At 61.3% G+C, this 16,887-nt stretch carries 18 protein-coding genes; 11 read left to right on the plus strand and 7 right to left on the minus strand.

Going from position 1 to position 16,887, the window contains the following annotated elements; all coding sequences use genetic code 11:
- Window positions 1-52: 52 nt before the first annotated feature.
- Window positions 53-319, minus strand: coding sequence for a hypothetical protein (locus HYN24_RS16055; protein WP_205421388.1), 267 nt, complete (start codon window positions 317-319; stop codon window positions 53-55).
- Window positions 320-576: 257 nt separating this feature from the next.
- Here HYN24_RS16055 and HYN24_RS12555 point away from each other — a divergent pair, with 257 nt between their 5' ends.
- Together HYN24_RS12555 and HYN24_RS12560 are read left to right on the plus strand one after the other, a co-directional pair.
- Window positions 577-1,029: a hemerythrin domain-containing protein gene (locus HYN24_RS12555; RefSeq protein ID WP_162888730.1), complete on the plus strand. Its 453-nt coding sequence runs from the start codon at window positions 577-579 to the stop codon at window positions 1,027-1,029.
- Window positions 1,030-1,047: 18 nt separating this feature from the next.
- Entirely contained in the window at window positions 1,048-1,665 is a 618-nt protein-coding gene (locus HYN24_RS12560; protein ID WP_117609565.1) for a hemolysin III family protein, read from the plus strand.
- 25 nt (window positions 1,666-1,690) lie between these two features.
- Here HYN24_RS12560 and crcB read toward each other — a convergent pair whose 3' ends face one another.
- On the minus strand, window positions 1,691-2,098 hold the full coding sequence (crcB, locus tag HYN24_RS12565; RefSeq protein ID WP_117609566.1) for a fluoride efflux transporter CrcB: 408 nt from the start codon (window positions 2,096-2,098) through the stop codon (window positions 1,691-1,693).
- A gap of 68 nt (window positions 2,099-2,166) precedes the next feature.
- Here crcB and HYN24_RS12570 point away from each other — a divergent pair, with 68 nt between their 5' ends.
- From HYN24_RS12570 to HYN24_RS12600, 7 genes are all read left to right on the plus strand, one after another.
- Window positions 2,167-3,972, plus strand: coding sequence for a glutamine--tRNA ligase/YqeY domain fusion protein (locus HYN24_RS12570; protein WP_117610379.1), 1,806 nt, complete (start codon window positions 2,167-2,169; stop codon window positions 3,970-3,972).
- Between the two features lie 82 nt (window positions 3,973-4,054).
- Window positions 4,055-4,198 carry a hypothetical protein gene (locus tag HYN24_RS16185; RefSeq protein ID WP_240327671.1) on the plus strand — a complete coding sequence of 48 codons (144 nt, stop codon included), beginning with the start codon at window positions 4,055-4,057 and terminating at the stop codon, window positions 4,196-4,198.
- Between the two features lie 3 nt (window positions 4,199-4,201).
- On the plus strand, window positions 4,202-5,383 hold the full coding sequence (locus tag HYN24_RS12580) for a class I SAM-dependent methyltransferase (protein ID WP_117609568.1): 1,182 nt from the start codon (window positions 4,202-4,204) through the stop codon (window positions 5,381-5,383).
- Window positions 5,380-6,192, plus strand: coding sequence for an orotidine-5'-phosphate decarboxylase (gene pyrF, locus HYN24_RS12585; RefSeq protein WP_117609569.1), 813 nt, complete (start codon window positions 5,380-5,382; stop codon window positions 6,190-6,192). The genes HYN24_RS12580 and pyrF overlap by 4 nt, the downstream gene beginning before the upstream one ends.
- A gap of 11 nt (window positions 6,193-6,203) precedes the next feature.
- Window positions 6,204-7,079 carry a neutral zinc metallopeptidase gene (locus HYN24_RS12590; protein WP_117609570.1) on the plus strand — a complete coding sequence of 292 codons (876 nt, stop codon included), beginning with the start codon at window positions 6,204-6,206 and terminating at the stop codon, window positions 7,077-7,079.
- A complete protein-coding gene (locus HYN24_RS12595; protein ID WP_240327672.1) occupies window positions 7,049-7,894 on the plus strand; it encodes a peptidoglycan DD-metalloendopeptidase family protein in 846 nt (281 codons plus the stop codon). Before HYN24_RS12590 ends, HYN24_RS12595 begins: the two co-directional genes overlap by 31 nt.
- A 19-nt stretch (window positions 7,895-7,913) precedes the next feature.
- Entirely contained in the window at window positions 7,914-8,231 is a 318-nt protein-coding gene (locus HYN24_RS12600) for a hypothetical protein (RefSeq protein WP_117609571.1), read from the plus strand.
- On the opposite strand, the gene HYN24_RS12605 is transcribed toward HYN24_RS12600, so the two are convergent.
- From HYN24_RS12605 to HYN24_RS12625, 5 genes are all read right to left on the minus strand, one after another.
- Window positions 8,222-8,575, minus strand: a complete 354-nt coding sequence (locus tag HYN24_RS12605) for a RidA family protein (protein ID WP_117609572.1) — start codon at window positions 8,573-8,575, stop codon at window positions 8,222-8,224. The genes HYN24_RS12600 and HYN24_RS12605 overlap by 10 nt on opposite strands.
- A gap of 251 nt (window positions 8,576-8,826) precedes the next feature.
- Entirely contained in the window at window positions 8,827-9,240 is a 414-nt protein-coding gene (locus HYN24_RS12610; RefSeq protein ID WP_117609573.1) for a hypothetical protein, read from the minus strand.
- Window positions 9,241-9,245: 5 nt separating this feature from the next.
- Window positions 9,246-10,502, minus strand: coding sequence for a hypothetical protein (locus HYN24_RS12615; protein WP_117609574.1), 1,257 nt, complete (start codon window positions 10,500-10,502; stop codon window positions 9,246-9,248).
- Window positions 10,503-10,509: 7 nt separating this feature from the next.
- Complete coding sequence (locus tag HYN24_RS12620; protein WP_117609575.1) at window positions 10,510-11,595, minus strand: two-component system response regulator; 1,086 nt, start codon at window positions 11,593-11,595, stop codon at window positions 10,510-10,512.
- A complete protein-coding gene (locus HYN24_RS12625) occupies window positions 11,592-14,756 on the minus strand; it encodes a response regulator (protein WP_117609576.1) in 3,165 nt (1,054 codons plus the stop codon). Before HYN24_RS12625 ends, HYN24_RS12620 begins: the two co-directional genes overlap by 4 nt.
- Before the next feature lie 373 nt (window positions 14,757-15,129).
- On the opposite strand from HYN24_RS12625, the gene HYN24_RS12630 reads away from it, so the two are divergent.
- A complete protein-coding gene (locus tag HYN24_RS12630) occupies window positions 15,130-15,717 on the plus strand; it encodes a hypothetical protein (RefSeq protein ID WP_117609577.1) in 588 nt (195 codons plus the stop codon).
- Window positions 15,718-15,725: 8 nt separating this feature from the next.
- Window positions 15,726-16,886, plus strand: coding sequence for an efflux RND transporter periplasmic adaptor subunit (locus HYN24_RS12635; protein WP_117609578.1), 1,161 nt, complete (start codon window positions 15,726-15,728; stop codon window positions 16,884-16,886).
- Window position 16,887 lies beyond the last annotated feature (1 nt).

The raw sequence follows: 16,887 nt of genomic DNA on the forward strand, positions 1-16,887 counted from the left end.
CCATGCAAAACGCCGCCCCACGGGACGGCGCTTTTCTCAGCCAAACAGCTGCTTACTTCTTGACACCCATCCACTGCGCATTTTTGCCATCGCTGGTCTTTTCGCAGACGACCTTGACGCCGGAAATCGACGAGACGGTGCCAACGGCTTCAAACTTGCCAGCATCCCCGTTATAGCATTCCGGCGCCTTCGGCGCGGGGGCCGGGGCGGCAGCGACCGGCACGGCAGCAGGAACCGGGGCGGCGGCGGGCGGGGTGGTCTGGGTGGCACAGGCAGCCAGGGTGAGGGCAAGGGCGGCGGCAATGATCAGGGAACGCATGGCAATCTCCAAAAGGTAAAAGTCGGCTCGGCCATTCTCTTACGCCGATGTTTCAATTTCGTTTCACGGTCGCCACCACGTTCAACCCTCCCCCACACAACGCCAGACACTTTGCCCGGAACTGTTTAGCAAAGACGCAGCCTAAACGCAGCACCTTGTGTGAAATTTCCGGACATGGCTGGATAAATCCGGCATGATGATCCTTTCAGTCTCGTCACATTTCTGTAGCGCAAAGCATTCTCGGAAGGGATGTATTGATGGCAACGATTGGAGAAGATGCAATCGAAAGGATGGGCCGTGACCATGAGCGCATGCTCGCCCTCATCGAGCGCATCCGGGCCGCATGTACCTATCCGGGTCCAACGGCCAGTTGCGCCACCTGTGACACCACCCGGCAAGGCGTCTGCCATGGCAACATCGAACAACTGACCCGTTCCTTCGTTGAAAGCACCCTGAAACATATCCTCATCGAATCCATGCTGATGGATGAGCGGGTGCCAGCCGCCCACCGTAGCGCACACAATCAGGCACACACGGCCATTGCGCGCCAACTGAAGAGCGTCCGGGTTGTATTCTCGGAAGATAGAAACTGCGTACTGGCCATTGAAGGCATCGAGCAAATCCACCAAGCATTGCTTGCCCACTTCAAGGAGTATGACCAGCCGCTGGAGGCTTACCTGACGGAACCAGCCCTGCCGCCGTACGCCTAGCAGAGCGCAAAGAATCCGATGTATCACGGTGAACGCTTCAATGCCTGGACCCACCTGTTCGGTGCCCTGCTGGCCCTGACCGGGGCCATCTGGCTGGTCGTTGTGGCGACGTTCAGCGGAGACCCACTGAAGACAGCCAGCATGGCCATCTATGGCGTAACACTGGTCACGCTCTATAGCATCTCGACCATTTATCACAGCGTGCGCGGCCCACTCAAGCGCGTCCTGCGCAAGCTTGACCATCTGTCAATCTATCTGCTGATCGCCGGCAGCTACACGCCGTTCTGCCTGATCAGCCTGCACGGCCCCTGGGGTTGGTCGCTGTTTGGTGTGGTGTGGACACTGGCGGTCATCGGCATGCTGCAGGAAATCAAACCGCGTTCCGAAGCTCGCATCCTGTCGCTGGTCATTTACGCGGTGATGGGCTGGATCGTGCTGGTCGCCATCAAACCGCTGCTGGCCAGCCTCGGCCTGGCCGGATTTATCTGGCTGGCGGCGGGGGGCGTGTTCTACACCGTCGGCATCATTTTCTTTGCCTTCGATGAACGCTTCCGCCACTGGCATGGCATCTGGCACCTGTTCGTCATCGCCGGCAGCCTGATGCACTTCATCGCCATTCTGTTTTACGTGGTTTGATTCAACCTGGAAAATCCGCCAGAACTCAGGCCCAGATACGCGTCGCGCCAACGGTCAGCAGACCCAGATAGGTCGCCGCCAGGGAACCCGCCAGATGGACCGAAGCCAGGCCGATGGCCCAGGCTGGCTGACCGGCCAGCAGGCGCTCGACGACTTCGGCCGAGAAGGTCGAAAAAGTCGTCAGACCGCCGAGAAAGCCGGTAATGGCAAACAGCTTCCAGGCCAGCGGAAAATGGGTATTGAGATGAAACAAACCGACCGCCACACCGACCAGATAACCCCCGATCACATTGGCTGCCAGCGTGCCGAGCGGCAAGGCCAGGAACAGTGGATTGAGGGCCAGCCCGAGAAACCAGCGCGCCCATGCGCCAAGCGCGGCACCAAAGCCGACGGCCAGAAAATTGAGCGCAGAGAGATTATGCAATACAAACATGAGTCGAATTTTAGCGGTTTCAAGGCACCAACCGTTAAAATGGCGTGATTGAAATCAGAGGTTTTACCGTGAGCAGACCCAACCCGCCCGCCAATACGCCAGCCCCCGCCGCCAATTTCATCAGGAACATCGTCGAAGCCGACCTCGCTACCGGCAAGCACGCCCAGCGCCACTGGGCCGGCCACCCAGGAACGGCCGCCGATCATGCAGCCGCACCGCTCGACGCCGCCAAGCTGCGCACCCGTTTCCCACCCGAGCCGAACGGCTACCTGCACTTCGGCCACGCCAAGTCCATCCTCCTCAATTTCGGCCTCGCCCAGCAATACGGCGGCCGCTGCCACCTGCGTTTCGATGACACCAATCCCGAGAAGGAAGATCAGGAATACGTCGACTCGATCATCGATGCCGTCAAATGGCTCGGTTGCTCGTGGGAGAAAGATGGCGAAACCAATCTTTACTACGCCTCCAACTATTTTGACTGGATGCTGCAATGCGCCGAGGCACTGATCGCCGCTGGTCACGCCTATGTCGACAGCCAGAGCGCCGAGGACATGCGCGCCAACCGGGGCACACTGACCCAGCCGGGCAAGAACTCGCCCTTCCGCGAGCGCTCGGTCGCCGATAACATGGATTTGTTCAAGCGCATGCAGGCAGGCGAATTCGCCGATGGCATGCACATCCTGCGCGCCAAGATCGACATGGCGGCACCCAACATCAACCTGCGCGATCCGGCCATCTACCGCATCCGCCATGCCACGCACCACAACACCGGCGACAAGTACTGCGTGTACCCGATGTACACCTTCGCCCACCCGATCGAGGATGCGCTGGAAAACATCACCCACTCGATCTGCACGCTCGAATTCGAGGACCAGCGGCCATTCTACGACTGGCTGCTCGAACGTCTCGCCGAGGCGGGCCTGTTGCAGCGCCCCCTGCCGCAGCAGATCGAGTTCTCGCGCCTCAACCTGACTTACGTCGTGCTCTCCAAGCGCAAGCTGATCCAGCTGGTCGATGAAAAGCACGTCAGCGGCTGGGACGACCCGCGCATGCCGACCCTCGTCGGTGCCCGCCGACGTGGCTATTCGGCCGAGGGGTTCCGCCTCTTCGCGGACCGTATCGGCGTATCGAAGAACGATTCCCTGATCGACTACGTGCTGTTTGAAGACGCCATGCGCGAAGTCATGAACGAGTCTGACCAGCGCCGTATCGCCGTGCTCGACCCGGTCAAACTGATCATCGACAACTATCCGCAAGACGTGGTCGAAGAATGCTTCGCGCCAAACCATCCGCTGCATCCGGAACTCGGCCAGCGCAGCATACCGTTCAGCCGCGAGTTGTGGATTGAAGGCGAGGATTTCATGGAAGTCCCGAGCAAGGGCTTCCGTCGCCTCTTCCCCGGCAACATGGCCCGTCTGCGTTACGGCTATGTGGTCGAATGCACGGGCTGCGACAAGGATGAACACGGCAAGGTCATCGCCGTCCATTGCAATTACCTGCCCGACACCAAGTCCGGCACGCCCGGCGCCGACAGCGTCAAGGTCAAGGGCAACCTGCACTGGGTCTCGGCAGCCCACGCCTACCAGGCTGAAATCCGCCTCTACGAACGCCTGTTCAAGGTGCCCGCCCCCGGTGCCCGGCGCGACGGTGACGCGCCGGATGTAGAGCGTGATTTCCTTGACGACATGAACGTGGATTCCTGCCAGACCATCACCGCCCAGCTCGAAGCCTGCCTGAAGGACGCCAGGCCGGAAGAACGCTTCCAGTTCGAACGCCACGGTTACTTCGTCGCCGACCGGGTGGACTCCAAGGCGGGCGCCCCCGTCTTCAACCGGGCGGTCACCCTGAAGGACTCCTGGGGCAAGTCGAGCTAGCGCGATGGGGGGTGGATGGGGTTGCCCGCACGAGGTCAATGATCGTTGCCTCAAAATCAATAACTTGCCGTGCAATCCTGGCATGAAGGGCTGCGAGCTTTACGGGCGCTACCGCTTTGCCGATGAGAGCAAGAACACCCGTTACTGGGAAAAAAAGGAACGGGCGGAAGCGCCTCGCCCCGCCGCCCAACCGGCCCCCAGCACCGAAGATCGCCAGACGGACTGAACCATGTCTCGTGACGTCGAACAACTCGGCCAGGTCTTCACCCCGCCCAACGTGGTGAATTTCATGCTCGACCTGTGTGCGAACAAGGGGCGAACCCTTGAGCCATCAGCCGGCGACGGCGCATTCTTTAACCAACTGACGACAAGGCAGGCCGATTGCGTCGGCATCGAGGTCGACCCACGGGTCGCCCCCGCCGGCGCACAGGTTCGCGACTTCTTTGCCTACCCGCTCAGCGAGCAGTTCGACACCATCATCGGCAATCCGCCTTACGTGCGCTTCCAGGATGTCTCGGCCAATACCAAAAAACGGCTGAAGTCCGAGCTCTTCGATGCGCGCAGCAACCTGTTCCTGTTCTTCATCGAAAAGTGTATCCGCCACCTCAAGCCGGGCGGCGAACTGGTTTTCATCGTACCCCGCGAGTTCATCAAGCTAACCGCCGCCAAGAAGCTCAATGCCTGGCTTTACGCGCAGGGCAGCATCACGCACTTTTACGAAACCGGGGACGTCCGGGTCTTCGGTAGCCATACCCCGAACTGCGCCATTTTCCGTTTTGAAAAAGGCCGCACCGATCGCCGCATGGCCGACGGCCGTCGCTTTGTCGAAGCCGATGGGCAATTGATGTTCCTGCGCGACGATCATGCCGTACGCTTTGCCGACGTCTTTGCCGTCAAGGTCGGGGCCGTCTCCGGGGCCGACCACCTCTACGCCCACCCCAAGGGCAACATGGAGTTCGTCTATTCGAAGACAGTGGAAACCGGCGAAACACGCCGCATGCTGTACGGCATCAAACATCCGCATCTCGACAAGCACAAGGACGAACTGCTCGCCCGTCGCGTCCGCAAATTTGATGAACGCAACTGGTGGCAGTGGGGCCGCGCTTTTCCAGTCAGCGAACTGCCGCGCATCTACGTCAATGGCCGGACGCGCAAGCCGGAACCGTTCTTCCTGCACGACTGCCACAGCTTCGATGGTGCCATCCTCGCCCTGTTCCCGAAGAATACGCGGATTGCCCGCCGCGATCTGATCGAGTGCACGATGATGCTGAACAAGGAAGTCGACTGGCAGCAACTCGGTTTCGTCTGCGACGGCCGCTTCCTGTTCACCCAGCGCAGCCTGCAAAATTGCCTGCTGCCAGAAAAATTTTCCCGTTATTTACCGTCTGAAAAGCACAAGGACGTCGCATGACCTTTATCGAACAACTGACTGCCGCCTGGCAAAAAAACAACTCACTGCTCTGCGTCGGCCTCGACCCCGATCCGGCCAAGTTTCCCGCCCATCTCAAGGGCCGTGACGACGCGATTTTCGAATTCTGCGCCGCCATCGTTGATGCCACGGCCGATCTCGTCTGTTCGTTCAAGCCACAGATCGCCTACTTCGCTGCCCGCCGCGCTGAAGACCAGCTGGAAGCCCTGATCGCCCATATCCACACCAAGCATCCCGGCATTCCGGTCATTCTCGATTCAAAACGCGGCGACATTGGCTCGACCGCCGAGCAATACGCCGTCGAGGCCTTCGAGCGCTACCAGGCCGATGCCGTCACGGTAAACCCCTACATGGGCCGCGACTCGGTCGATCCCTACCTGGCCTACCCGGACAAGGGTGTCATCCTGCTCTGCCGCACCTCCAACCCCGGCGGCTCCGACCTGCAGTTCCTCGATGTCGGTGGCGAAAAGCTCTACGAGCGGGTCGCCCGTCTCGCTGCTGGCGAGTGGAACACCTCCGGCCAGATCAGCCTCGTCGTCGGCGCCACCTTCCCGGCTGAGATCGCCCGCGTCCGCGCCATCGTTGGCGACGTGCCATTGCTGGTGCCGGGTATCGGCGCCCAGGGCGGCGACATCGAAGCCACCGTCAGGGCCGGCCAGACAAAAAATGCCACTGGCCTGATGATCAACTCGTCACGTGCCATTCTCTATGCCGGCAAGGATGCCGATTATGCCGCTGCGGCCCGCCGTGTCGCGCTGGAAACCCGTGACGCCATCAACCAATACCGCTAAGGAACAACAGCATGCGCATGGATGACCAACGCGAAAGCGACAACCTCGAAGATCGCCGGGGCGATGGCGGCGGCGGTGGCCTGAGCTTTGGTGGCGGCCGCATGGGCCTTGGAACCATCGTCATTGCGCTGGTTGCCAGCTATTTCCTCGGCATCAATCCGATGACCGTGCTCAACATGCTCAGCGGCGGCGGCATGCCGGCCATTGAACAAAGTGCGCCGCGCCCGCATCCGGCACCGGCCAACGACCAGATGGCCCACTTTGTATCCAGGGTTCTGGCCTCGACCGAAGACACCTGGACCGAGGTTTTCCGCGCCAATGGTCGCCAGTACGAAAAACCCAAGCTTGTCCTGTTCACCGGCGCGACGCCGACCGCCTGTGGGACTGGCCAGACGGCGATGGGCCCCTTCTACTGCCCGGGTGACCACAAGGTGTATATCGACCTCGCCTTCTATCAGGAGCTGAAAAGCCGCTTCCACGCGCCCGGCGAATTCGCCCAGGCCTATGTGATTGCGCACGAAGTCGGCCACCATGTGCAAAATCTGCTCGGCATCGCCGACAAGGTGCACCAGGCCCGGCAACGCGCCGGCAAGGTCGAGGCCAATGCCCTTTCCGTCCGTATGGAACTGCAGGCCGACTGTCTGGCCGGCGTCTGGGGCAAGCGCACCGACACCATGAAGGGCGTGCTCGAACCGGGCGACCTGGAAGCCGCGCTGACCGCCGCCTCGGCCATCGGTGACGATAAACTCCAGCAACAGGCGCAGGGGCGCATCGTGCCGGAAAGCTTTACCCATGGCACATCGGCGCAGCGGGTCCGTTGGTTCAAGGTCGGCTTTGAAAGCGGCGACATGAACCAGTGCAATACCTTCAAGGCGGCCCAACTCTGAAACGGATCCACCTTCTGGCCAGCGCTCTGCTGCTCACCGGCAGCCTGGGCGCGGCAGCCCTGCCGCAGCATTCACCGGTACCGGGCGGCGTCGCCGTCATCGATCTGGGCCCCGCCGGAAGTGCCGCCCCGACGGCCCGCTGGGGCGAACAGCCGATCGCCGTGGTGGGCGACAAAGGACGCTGGTTTGCGCTGTTCGGCATTCCACTCGACACGCTGCCCGGCGAGCTGGAAATCCGTATTTCTGCCGGAGCCACCACCACCCCACGGACAGTCGCCATCCAGGTCAAAAGTTATCCGGAACAACGCCTGACCATCAAGGACAAGCGCAAGGTCGAACCCAATCCGGACGATCTGGTCCGTATCGAACGCGAGCAGAAAATCACCGAAGCGATCAAGCGCCGCTTTTCCGACCCGGCACCGGCCACCGACTTCGCGCTACCCGCCAAGGGCCCTCTCTCGTCACGCTTCGGCCTGCGCCGCATATTCAACGGCCTGCCACGCAACCCGCACGCCGGCCTCGATGTCGCCGTCGGCACCGGCGCCCCCGTCTCCGCACCAGCCGATGGCGTCGTCGCCAACGTCGGCGATTATTTCTTCAACGGCAACACCGTTTTCATCGATCACGGTCAGGGACTGATTACCGCCTACATGCACCTCTCCCGCACCGACGTTCGCGCCGGGCAAGCCGTCAAAAAGGGGGAGCCCATCGGCGCGGTCGGAGCCACCGGACGGGTCACCGGCCCGCACCTGCACTGGGCGGTGATCCTCAACAACACGCCGGTTGATCCCGAACTTTTCCTGAGCCGACGCTAAGCGCCGGCCGGCACTGAACATGCACGAGCAGATCATCCACCTTCACCGCGAGGCCCCGGCCAAGCCAGCCGAAGGCCAGCCCTGCAATGGCTGCGGTGTTTGCTGCGCACTGGAAACCTGCCCGGCGGCCCGTCTGCGCTTCCGGCAGGGGCAAGGCCTCTGTCCGGCCCTGCACTGGTCAACCGATGACCGGCGCTATCACTGCGGCCTGCTTGTCGATCCGAAAAAATATCTGCCCTGGCTGCCCGGTCTCGCCACCTCGGCTGCCAAAAGGCTGCTTGCCAGGTGGATTGCCGCCGGTCAAGGTTGCGACTGCGATGCCGAAGTTCAGGCCTGAGTGACAGCGGCCGTCAGCACCACTTCAACCCGGTATTTTTCATGTGACAGCCGGGCCTGCACGCAGGCGCGGGTGGGTGCATGGCCTGCCGGCACCCAGGCATCCCAGACGACGTTCATGGCCTCGTAATCGGCCATGTCGGCGAGATAGATTGTCACCATCAACAAACGGCTACGGTCACTCCCCGCCTGCGCTAAAAGACGGTCCACGCTGGTGAGAACATTGTCGGTTTGGGCGGCCACATCGCTATCGAGATTGGCTGGAACCTCGACCAGATAAACCGTACCGGCATGAACAACACTATCGGAATAGCGGCGGGTCGTACCGTGACGTTGAATGGACATTCTCAATCCCTGAAAGCGTGAAGCCCATGCGTTTCAGGCACGGGCTTCGGTTACTGCAGCCCCGGCTCTGTCGGCTGGGGCATTTCGGCTATTCGCCGTTACGGAGTACTACACGGTCATCTCAAGAAAACTTCTATTGAAACCTGCCATAGAATCTCCAGCAGCGCAGCGGGGACACCCATGACATGCCGGGCTTGCTGCAAACCACGACACGAATTCAGCTTATCACTCCGGCAGAAAAAAGCTAGCCGTTAACGCCGGAAGATCACATTGCCGCCGGCCGGCACTTTCGACAAGGGGACATAGCCGACGGCACCGGGCGTCGCCTGGACATAGGCGACTACCGCGTCGACATCCGCCAACTCCTTGGGCGGCGCACCTTTGCCGACATAGCGACGGACTAGCCAATAGCCGGTGTACTGCTCTTCATTCTGCCCCATCACGGTGGCCAGAAAACGTTCGCGCAAGGGATGTCCGGCCGGGAAATTGACCGGAATCGCCTGCTGCTCGCCGAGCGAAACAACCCGCCCGGTATACAGCCGCTGCAGCGACGACTGATCGGTTCTGGGCAGCCCACCATTCCCGATGAAGACGATCGCCTCCTCAGCCAGCCCGGCAATGGGCAGGGAGGCGACCAGCAGGAAGAGGAGAACGCGCTTCAACATGGCGCTCAGAAGGTCACGTTATACGACATCGAAAACACATTGATCCGCTTGTTTGCGCTGTCACCCCCGGACGGGGCATCGACCAGACTGGAGGCAACACCGGTATTGACTTGTGACCATTCAGTCTTGATCAGGCTGCTCGATGTCAGGCGATAACTGGTGCCGAGCGCAGCCGTCGATTGATCGTACGGCGAGATGATATCGGCCATGAATTTCTGCGACGCGGCGTAAGGGGCCGGAACGACATTGCTGTTGATGCGCTGATATTTCTGGAGGGCCGAATCACGGGATTTTGCGGTCGCATAATAGACATAAGGGGTCCACACGCCGATTCGCTTGGACAGGGAAAGATAGGCACCCCAGCGATTCAGTCCCTCACTGGAACTATCCACCTTGAGCCAGGCATATTCGCCCATCAACCTGACATTGGCTGGCAACATCACACTGGCCCCGGCCGTGATCAGGGGCACGATAACCTTTTCGTCGCCGCCGTCGCCAAACTGATAAACGCCACCGAGGTTAACGATCGGGCGCCCGATCTTCCCCCCCTCCCGCGTTATTTCGACGCGATGGGCGCCAAGGCGAAAGGTGTTGTCGAGGCTGCGCGCCGTTAAAACGAGGCCGCTGCTCTTGAAGTCATACGACAGGAACCAGCTGCCGGCGCTGTGCTGGTCCGGCGTCATTTCCCGCCCGTAATAGCGCCAGTAGGTCTTCACCTTGCCGGCATAGGCTTCGGCAATCCAGTCCATGCTCTCGCCAAACCAGGTCTTGCTGACCCCCAGCCCGACTATGTCGGTCAGGGGCGACATCGAGTACACCTCCTGCGGCAGGCGGGCGAAATCGAAGGTTGAGCCGACGTCGTGATTTTCCGTGTTGAGCATCATCGGCAGGCGTATCTTGCCCGCCCGGAACAGCCAGTCATCGCTCGGCCGCCACGACACGAAGGCCCAGGCCAGCGAGGCCTGCCAGTCGCTGTCGGAATGATCCGAGGGGGCCACCTTGGCCTGCACGGTGGCGCTCCATTGCTGCGATAGACGGGCGTCGAGCTGGGCGCCGAAAATACTGTCCCGCTTGAAGGTGCCACGCTCATCGATAAAGCGTTGATAGGTGTAGGGCTTGTCGGAAAAAGCCAGGCCGGCCGTGGCAAAACCGGACCAGGTCAGGTCTACCGCCTGCGCCGGCAAGGCCAGTGCAGCAAGGACGGCCAGCAAGCCGATATTCGGGATTTTGATGGGCATATCAGCGGCGTTCTTCTGGGACATGGCGGATTTACTCGTCGGCCAGTTTAATGGCAATGTCGGCGAAATCCGACTCCAGCGCGAAAAACGCATCAATCAGCAGCGGGTCGAAATGCGAGGCCCGCCCGGCGCGCAGAACCTCTACCGCCTCGGCGTGATCGAAGGCCCGCTTGTAAGGGCGACGGGAGCGCAGCGCATCGTAGACATCAGCCACCGCCATCAGCCTTGCCGGCAAGGGGATTTCCTCACCAGCCAGACCATCCGGATAGCCGGTTCCGTCCCAGCGCTCATGATGACTGCGGGCAATCTGCGCCGCATAAAGAAGCATCAGATTTTCCTCACCGAGTTCGTGCTGCGAGCGCAGCAACATGCTTTCACCCTTGACCGAATGGGTCTTCATGATTGCGAACTCTTCCGGCGTATGCCGGCCCTGCTTGAGCAGGATGTAGTCAGGAATGGCAATCTTGCCGATATCGTGCAGGGGCGCGGCCTTGGCGATCTGGTCGATATGCTCTGGCGACAGGAACTCGCGGTCACGCTCTTCGCGGCTCAGATAATCGGCCAGCAGGCGGACGTAATCCTGGGTGCGGCGAATATGATTGCCGGTGCATTCATCGCGGAATTCGGCCAGTGACACCATGACCCGAATCGATGCCTCCTGCAGACGCAGGACTTCGTTGACCCGGCGCTCCACTTCTCTTTCCAGCCAGGCGCTCTTGTCCTCGAGAAAAGTCTGCCAGGTCCGAATTTGCAGATGATTGCGCACTCGTGCCAGCACTACCGAAGGGGCAATCGGCTTGCGGATGAAGTCGACTGCACCGACCTCCAGTCCGAACTCCTCGTCGTCTGCCCCCGCCTTGGCCGTCAGGAAAATCACCGGAATGCCGGCCGTCACCGGATCAGCCTTGAGGCGTCGGCATACTTCGTAGCCATCCATGTCCGGCATCATGACATCGAGCAGGATCAGGTCCGGCCGGGCACTGACCGCCAGTTCCAGACCCCGGGCCCCGCCGTTCGCCAACTTGACCCGGTAGTGCGTGCGCAATAACTGGTTGAGCAGACTGAGGTTGGCCGGAGTATCGTCAATTACCAGTACGCATGCGTTATTTGCGATCACTGCCCGCCCCCGCTCTGATTGGTGTTGTCCAAGATGTGCAATGCCTCATCGAAATCCCATTGTCCGATTGCGTGGTCGATAGCCGCGACCTGGCGCGGCGAATACAAGCCGACCAGACGCCCCTTGTTCAGGCGCCAAACCTCCTCGGCCTCGCCATCCCCTTCTGCCAACTGAGTCCGCAACTGAGACAAAACCACGTCCAGCGGGCGTCGATCGGTCGCCAGCATCAACCCCGGATAGCTCGCCGGCAGACGGCCGATGCCATCCACCAAAGCCCGCAACTGAAGATCGACTTCAACCTTTTCCCGAACTGGCTCGACAACGCCTCGCTGCATGGCCTGCTCCAGGTCATGCAGCGCCCCCTGCAAGCGGCTCATGGCGAAGGTCCCGGCCAGTCCGGCCAGGGTATGTATCTGGCGTTGTGCCACCGCCAGATCACCGTCGACCAGCAGCGCATCGAGGCGGCTGATCCAGTTCCGGCCGTCTTCAGAAAAACGGCCCAAAGCCTGGGCGAGAAAGGGCAAACGTCCGGCAAAGCGGCGCGACAAAATGGCCGAATCGATCTGCGGCATGGCCGCCAGGCTGGCTATGAAGGCACGATCATCATCACTGAGCGCAGCCCCGTCGTCGGCCGGCAGCGCCACCGCGGTCGCGCCTGACCAGTAAGGTTGCAGCATGGCCAGCAGCCCCTCCGGTTCAAAAGGCTTGGCCAGATAGGCATTGACCCCGGTCGACATGCCGTCTCGCATGCCCTGCCCGGCTACATGAGCCGTCATGGCGATAATCGGCAGTTCCCGGAAACGCTCATCTTCGCGCAAACGGCTCGTCGCCTCGCGCCCGTCCATGACCGGCATCTCGAAGTCCATCAACACTGCCGCATAGTGTCCCGCCCCTGCCGCAGAGAGCATATCCAGTGCGATCTGTCCGTCAGCGGCGATATCCACGGTGGCCCCCCAGCCCCGGAGAATCTCTCCGGCCACCTGCTGGTTAAGCTCATTGTCTTCGACCAGCAGTATCGACATGCCCTGCAGGCACCCCGGACGGGGAACCAGATGCTCCGGCCAGAGTGCTGGCGCGAGGTCCACATCCATGCCGAAAATCCGGCGTACGACATTGGGCATGAGTGGCTTCTGGATCACCTCGACCCCGGCCTGGTCAACCTCGTGCCGCAACAGGGAAGCATCCGCCACCGAGACCACCACCGTCCGCGCTGGCAGGGCAATGCCCCGCGAGCCGAGCGCGGCGACCAGTTCGCTGCCGGGCAGGTCAGGCATCAACCAGTCGAGCAAAAGCAAATCATACGGCCTCCCCTCGGCCGAGGCTCTGGTCATCCGCGCCAGGGTATCGAGCCCACCGGACGCCTGCTCGACCGACATGCAGCCCATGGCGAGAAGCATGGCGGCCATGCTTTCCCGGGCGGCCGGGTAGTCGTCGGCAACCAGCGCCCGCTGGCACATGATCGGCCGCACGCCACCATCCGCCCCGGCACCCAGAGCCTCGTGCGGCAACTGCATGGCAAAGGAAAAAACGCTGCCGCCTCCCACCTGGCTTTCCACCCTGATTTCGCTGCCCATCGCTGCCAGCAGTCGCTTCGAGATGGCCAGCCCGAGGCCTGAGCCGCCATAGCGCCGGGTCGTCGAACCGTCAGCCTGCGAGAACTCCCGAAACAGCCGGCCGATTTGTTCTGACGTCATGCCGATACCGGTATCTTCGACGCGGAAGGCAAGGGTCGACGTCAGATCGTCGCTTGACCGTTCGCTGACGACCAGACGGACGTGACCGGCATCGGTGAATTTGACGGCATTCGACAGCAGGTTGATCAAAACCTGACCGAGGCGCAAAGGGTCACCAATCAAGTGCTGCATGTTGCGTGTCGGCAGAAAATCGAGGATCAGTTCGATATGTTTCCCTTCGGCCCGCTGCTGGACAATGAACAGGGCGTTCTGAATGACCGGTTCGAGATCGAAGGGCAGGGCTTCCAGGGCCACCTTGCCGGCCTCGATCTTCGAGAAATCGAGGACATCGTTAAGGATGCCGAGCAGGGAATGGGCTGCGGTATGAATCTTGGCCACGTAATCATGCTGCCTGGGCGGCAGGCCGGACTGGAGGGCCAGATAGGCCATGCCCAGAATGGCATTCATCGGCGTGCGGATTTCGTGGCTCATGTTGGCCAGGAAAATGGACTTTGCCTCCGCCGCCACTTCGGCTCGCGCCCGCGCCTGACGCAAGGAGCGTTGGACCAGTTCGCGCTGGTCGATATCGGCCTCGATGGCTGCCGCCATACTGTCGATGGTCGCCGCCAGCGACTGTACCTCCTCGACCCCCTGAAGGTCCCCGACGCGCTCGCTGAATGATTTTTCGGCCAGCGCCGTCGCCGTCTGGTGCAAGGCAGTGAGGGGGGCCAGCAGATGCCTTTTCAGATAGTTGTAGCTGATGACCAGCGCACCGCCGGCCGCGAGCAGCAAAACCAGCGCGGCGAGAATCCAGCGCAGCAGAAGCTCACCGGCCTGTGCCAGATCCTTGGTCGTCCGCTGATCGACCTGACGGGTGAGCTCATCGACGGCTACCGCCAGTTCGGCGCGCAGCTTGAGGTAGGGGGCCTGGTGCAGCAGATCACTGGCAAAAGCGTGCTGGGGCTCGGCCTCGGAAACAAATTCGTGGCGCAGAGGATCATACAAACCCTGAGTGGCCGCAAAGGCAATCTGTTCGACCTGCTTCATCTGGTCGGTAATCTGGAATACCCGACTCAGCACCGCCACCTCGCCCGGATCGAAGCCGAGCAGCTTGATGCGTTCGGCCAGCGCCAGTCCTGGCCCGGGCAGCGGCGAGACGTACGGCATGGTGCCACCAATGACCTGATCCCAGAAGGTTTCGGGCATCGCCTCCGGGGCCCGCTTGCTCCCTTCGCGGATGGCCAGGATGTCGTAGTAATAAATGAGATAGCTCGGGTTGGCCGTGCTGACGTAGGAACTGACCAGGCGACCGAGGAGGTCGACTTCATGGTGCACTGAACTCATCAGCGCCATCGAGTCCTGGCGATGCCTGGCTGCGGCCTGACCGTCGTTATACGCTGACAGCGCCCCCAAGGTCGCCCCGGCGATCAGGAGAAGCACGCCAGCCAGGGCGAGCAAAACGCTGAAAAAAGCTTTGCGCAGATTCATTTAAAGCAAACACCACAAGGCATAGCGACACCCCGACCAAATTCCCAAGCGAAGAAACCGTCCACAAGCCTGAAACGCCCATGTCACAATCCATTCGCGCCGATGCGAATCATATGCCAAATGGCATAGTTTTGGGCGCTTCGGTTTGTCTATTTGTACACACTGATTGGATAAAGCCCGGTGATCGTTCAGAATGGTGATATGCGCTTCCAACCCCAGTAGCCTGTCCTACCATTGCGGATCAAAATGAAAATGAAGGATTTGCGTTGCCGGTCAGGCGCGAACCGAAGCTATCGCGAGGATGAGCAGCAACGCCAGCGGCGCAAAGACAAGTTTTCATGTTTCGTTATCTTTGGGGCAGGCCACTAAGTCCATGGACAATCTGATCAAGGACACCGCAACGCTGGAGCTGTTCTGCTGGCTTGAGCCGGGGGCCGAGCTACCTGGCTGGGACATTCTCAAGGGCAGTCCCTTTGGCGGCACGCTGGCGTCGCCGGAAGGGGGAGCCCCGACACCCGGCGACCAGTTGCTGTCCGTGCAGAACTATTTTGCTGAATACCATCTGGAATATTTCCGGCAACGTCGCTACAACCATTTTCCCAGCCGCCTGCACGCCCTGCTGCAATTCGCCACGCGCACCGACGCCACGACCTTTCGCCTCAAGCATCCGCAGCGCATTTTCGGCAAGAACCTGACCTGCTCGCGGACCAAGGGCGCCTACATCTGCTCCTTCCACGATGCCAGCTGGCTCGACTACCTGCGCCTGCCACACAGCCTGTCGCTCGGCGCCCTCGACGAAGTCGCCGAGCATTACTGGTCGGGCCGCACCGTCGAGGAAATCGGCCTGACCTTCATGAATGAGCCATGGCAGGAACCTCCAGTCATCGAAGCACTCTACCAAGGGGCTCTCGAACCAGTCTGGGGGCATGAACAATCCGGCTGGTTGCCCGGTTTCAGATAGGAAACACCATGCGTCGCATTGCTGTCATCGCTGCCGTCATCGCCCTAATCGGCCTTGGCCTGTTCTTCTTTACCCGCCCCAAACCGGTCCCCGTGGTCCTCAAGGAAGCCGCTACCGGCAAGGTCGAGGCAACCCTGGCCAACACCCGGGCCGGCACCGTCGAGGCCTGCCTGCGCACCAAGTTGTCGACCATCATCGGCGGCCGTATCGAATACCTCGGCGTCAAGGAAGGCGACAAGGTCAAGAAGGGGCAGCTCCTGCTCAAGCTGTGGAATGATGACCAGCAGGCCAACGCCGCGCTGGCCCAGACGCAGATCACACTCAGCGCCAAACGCAGCGAGGAAGCCTGCATTGCCGCCAGCAACGCCGAGAAGGAAGCAACACGCCAATCCGAACTGCGCCAGAAGGGCTTTGTGTCGACCAGCAAGGAAGAAGCCGCCCGCACCGATGCCGAAGTCCGGCGCGCCAGTTGCAACACGGCCAAAGCCGACATTGCCCAGGCCGAAGCCAAGCTCAAAGCCACCCGCGTTGAACAAGGCCGCATCGCCCTCTACGCCCCCTTCGCCGGCACTGTCGCCAAGATCGTCGGCGAACTCGGCGAATACTCTACTCCGTCACCACCCGGCGTACCGACACCGCCGGCCATCGACCTGATCGACGACACCTGTCTGTATGTCAAGGCACCGATGGACGAAGTCGATGCGCCGAAAGTCCAGGTCGGCCAGTCCGTCCGCATCACGCTCGATGCACTGCCGGGCAAGGTCCTGCCCGGCAAGGTGCGGCGCGTGGCCCCCTATGTCTCGGCCGTCGAAAAACAGGCCCGCACCGTCGACATCGAGGTCGACTTCGATCAGCCCGCAGCTGCTGGGAAGTTGCTCGTCGGCTACAGCGCCGATGTCGAGATCATCCTCAACGGCCGGGACAATGTTCTGCGCATTCCCACCGCAGCCATTCAGGAAGGTGGCAAGGTGCTGGTCTTCAACGCCGACAGCGGCAAGCTCGAGGAGCGCCCGATCAAGACCGGCCTGAGCAACTGGGAGTACACCGAAGTTGTGGCCGGCCTGAGCGCCGGGGAACGCTTCGTCACCTCGCTCGACAAGGATGGCGTCAAGGCCGGGGCCAAGGTAACGCCCGACGAAAAGACGCAGTCCCCAGCCAAGGCCCAATAAG

Source organism: Dechloromonas sp. HYN0024, assembly GCF_003441615.1.
Taxonomy (GTDB): Bacteria; Pseudomonadota; Gammaproteobacteria; order Burkholderiales; family Rhodocyclaceae; genus Azonexus.

What these genes read in the sequence shown, in the direction of transcription:
- HYN24_RS16055 (WP_205421388.1), bottom strand. Translation starts at nt 319, where the DNA reads ATGCGTTCCCTGATCATTGCCGCCGCCCTTGCCCTCACCCTGGCTGCC.
- HYN24_RS12555 (WP_162888730.1), top strand. Translation starts at nt 577, where the DNA reads ATGGCAACGATTGGAGAAGATGCAATCGAAAGGATGGGCCGTGACCAT.
- HYN24_RS12560 (WP_117609565.1), top strand. Translation starts at nt 1,048, where the DNA reads ATGTATCACGGTGAACGCTTCAATGCCTGGACCCACCTGTTCGGTGCC.
- crcB (WP_117609566.1), bottom strand. Translation starts at nt 2,098, where the DNA reads ATGTTTGTATTGCATAATCTCTCTGCGCTCAATTTTCTGGCCGTCGGC.
- HYN24_RS16185 (WP_240327671.1), top strand. Translation starts at nt 4,055, where the DNA reads ATGAAGGGCTGCGAGCTTTACGGGCGCTACCGCTTTGCCGATGAGAGC.
- HYN24_RS12580 (WP_117609568.1), top strand. Translation starts at nt 4,202, where the DNA reads ATGTCTCGTGACGTCGAACAACTCGGCCAGGTCTTCACCCCGCCCAAC.
- pyrF (WP_117609569.1), top strand. Translation starts at nt 5,380, where the DNA reads ATGACCTTTATCGAACAACTGACTGCCGCCTGGCAAAAAAACAACTCA.
- HYN24_RS12590 (WP_117609570.1), top strand. Translation starts at nt 6,204, where the DNA reads ATGCGCATGGATGACCAACGCGAAAGCGACAACCTCGAAGATCGCCGG.
- HYN24_RS12600 (WP_117609571.1), top strand. Translation starts at nt 7,914, where the DNA reads ATGCACGAGCAGATCATCCACCTTCACCGCGAGGCCCCGGCCAAGCCA.
- HYN24_RS12605 (WP_117609572.1), bottom strand. Translation starts at nt 8,575, where the DNA reads ATGTCCATTCAACGTCACGGTACGACCCGCCGCTATTCCGATAGTGTT.
- HYN24_RS12610 (WP_117609573.1), bottom strand. Translation starts at nt 9,240, where the DNA reads ATGTTGAAGCGCGTTCTCCTCTTCCTGCTGGTCGCCTCCCTGCCCATT.
- HYN24_RS12615 (WP_117609574.1), bottom strand. Translation starts at nt 10,502, where the DNA reads ATGTCCCAGAAGAACGCCGCTGATATGCCCATCAAAATCCCGAATATC.
- HYN24_RS12625 (WP_117609576.1), bottom strand. Translation starts at nt 14,756, where the DNA reads ATGAATCTGCGCAAAGCTTTTTTCAGCGTTTTGCTCGCCCTGGCTGGC.
- HYN24_RS12630 (WP_117609577.1), top strand. Translation starts at nt 15,130, where the DNA reads ATGGACAATCTGATCAAGGACACCGCAACGCTGGAGCTGTTCTGCTGG.
- HYN24_RS12635 (WP_117609578.1), top strand. Translation starts at nt 15,726, where the DNA reads ATGCGTCGCATTGCTGTCATCGCTGCCGTCATCGCCCTAATCGGCCTT.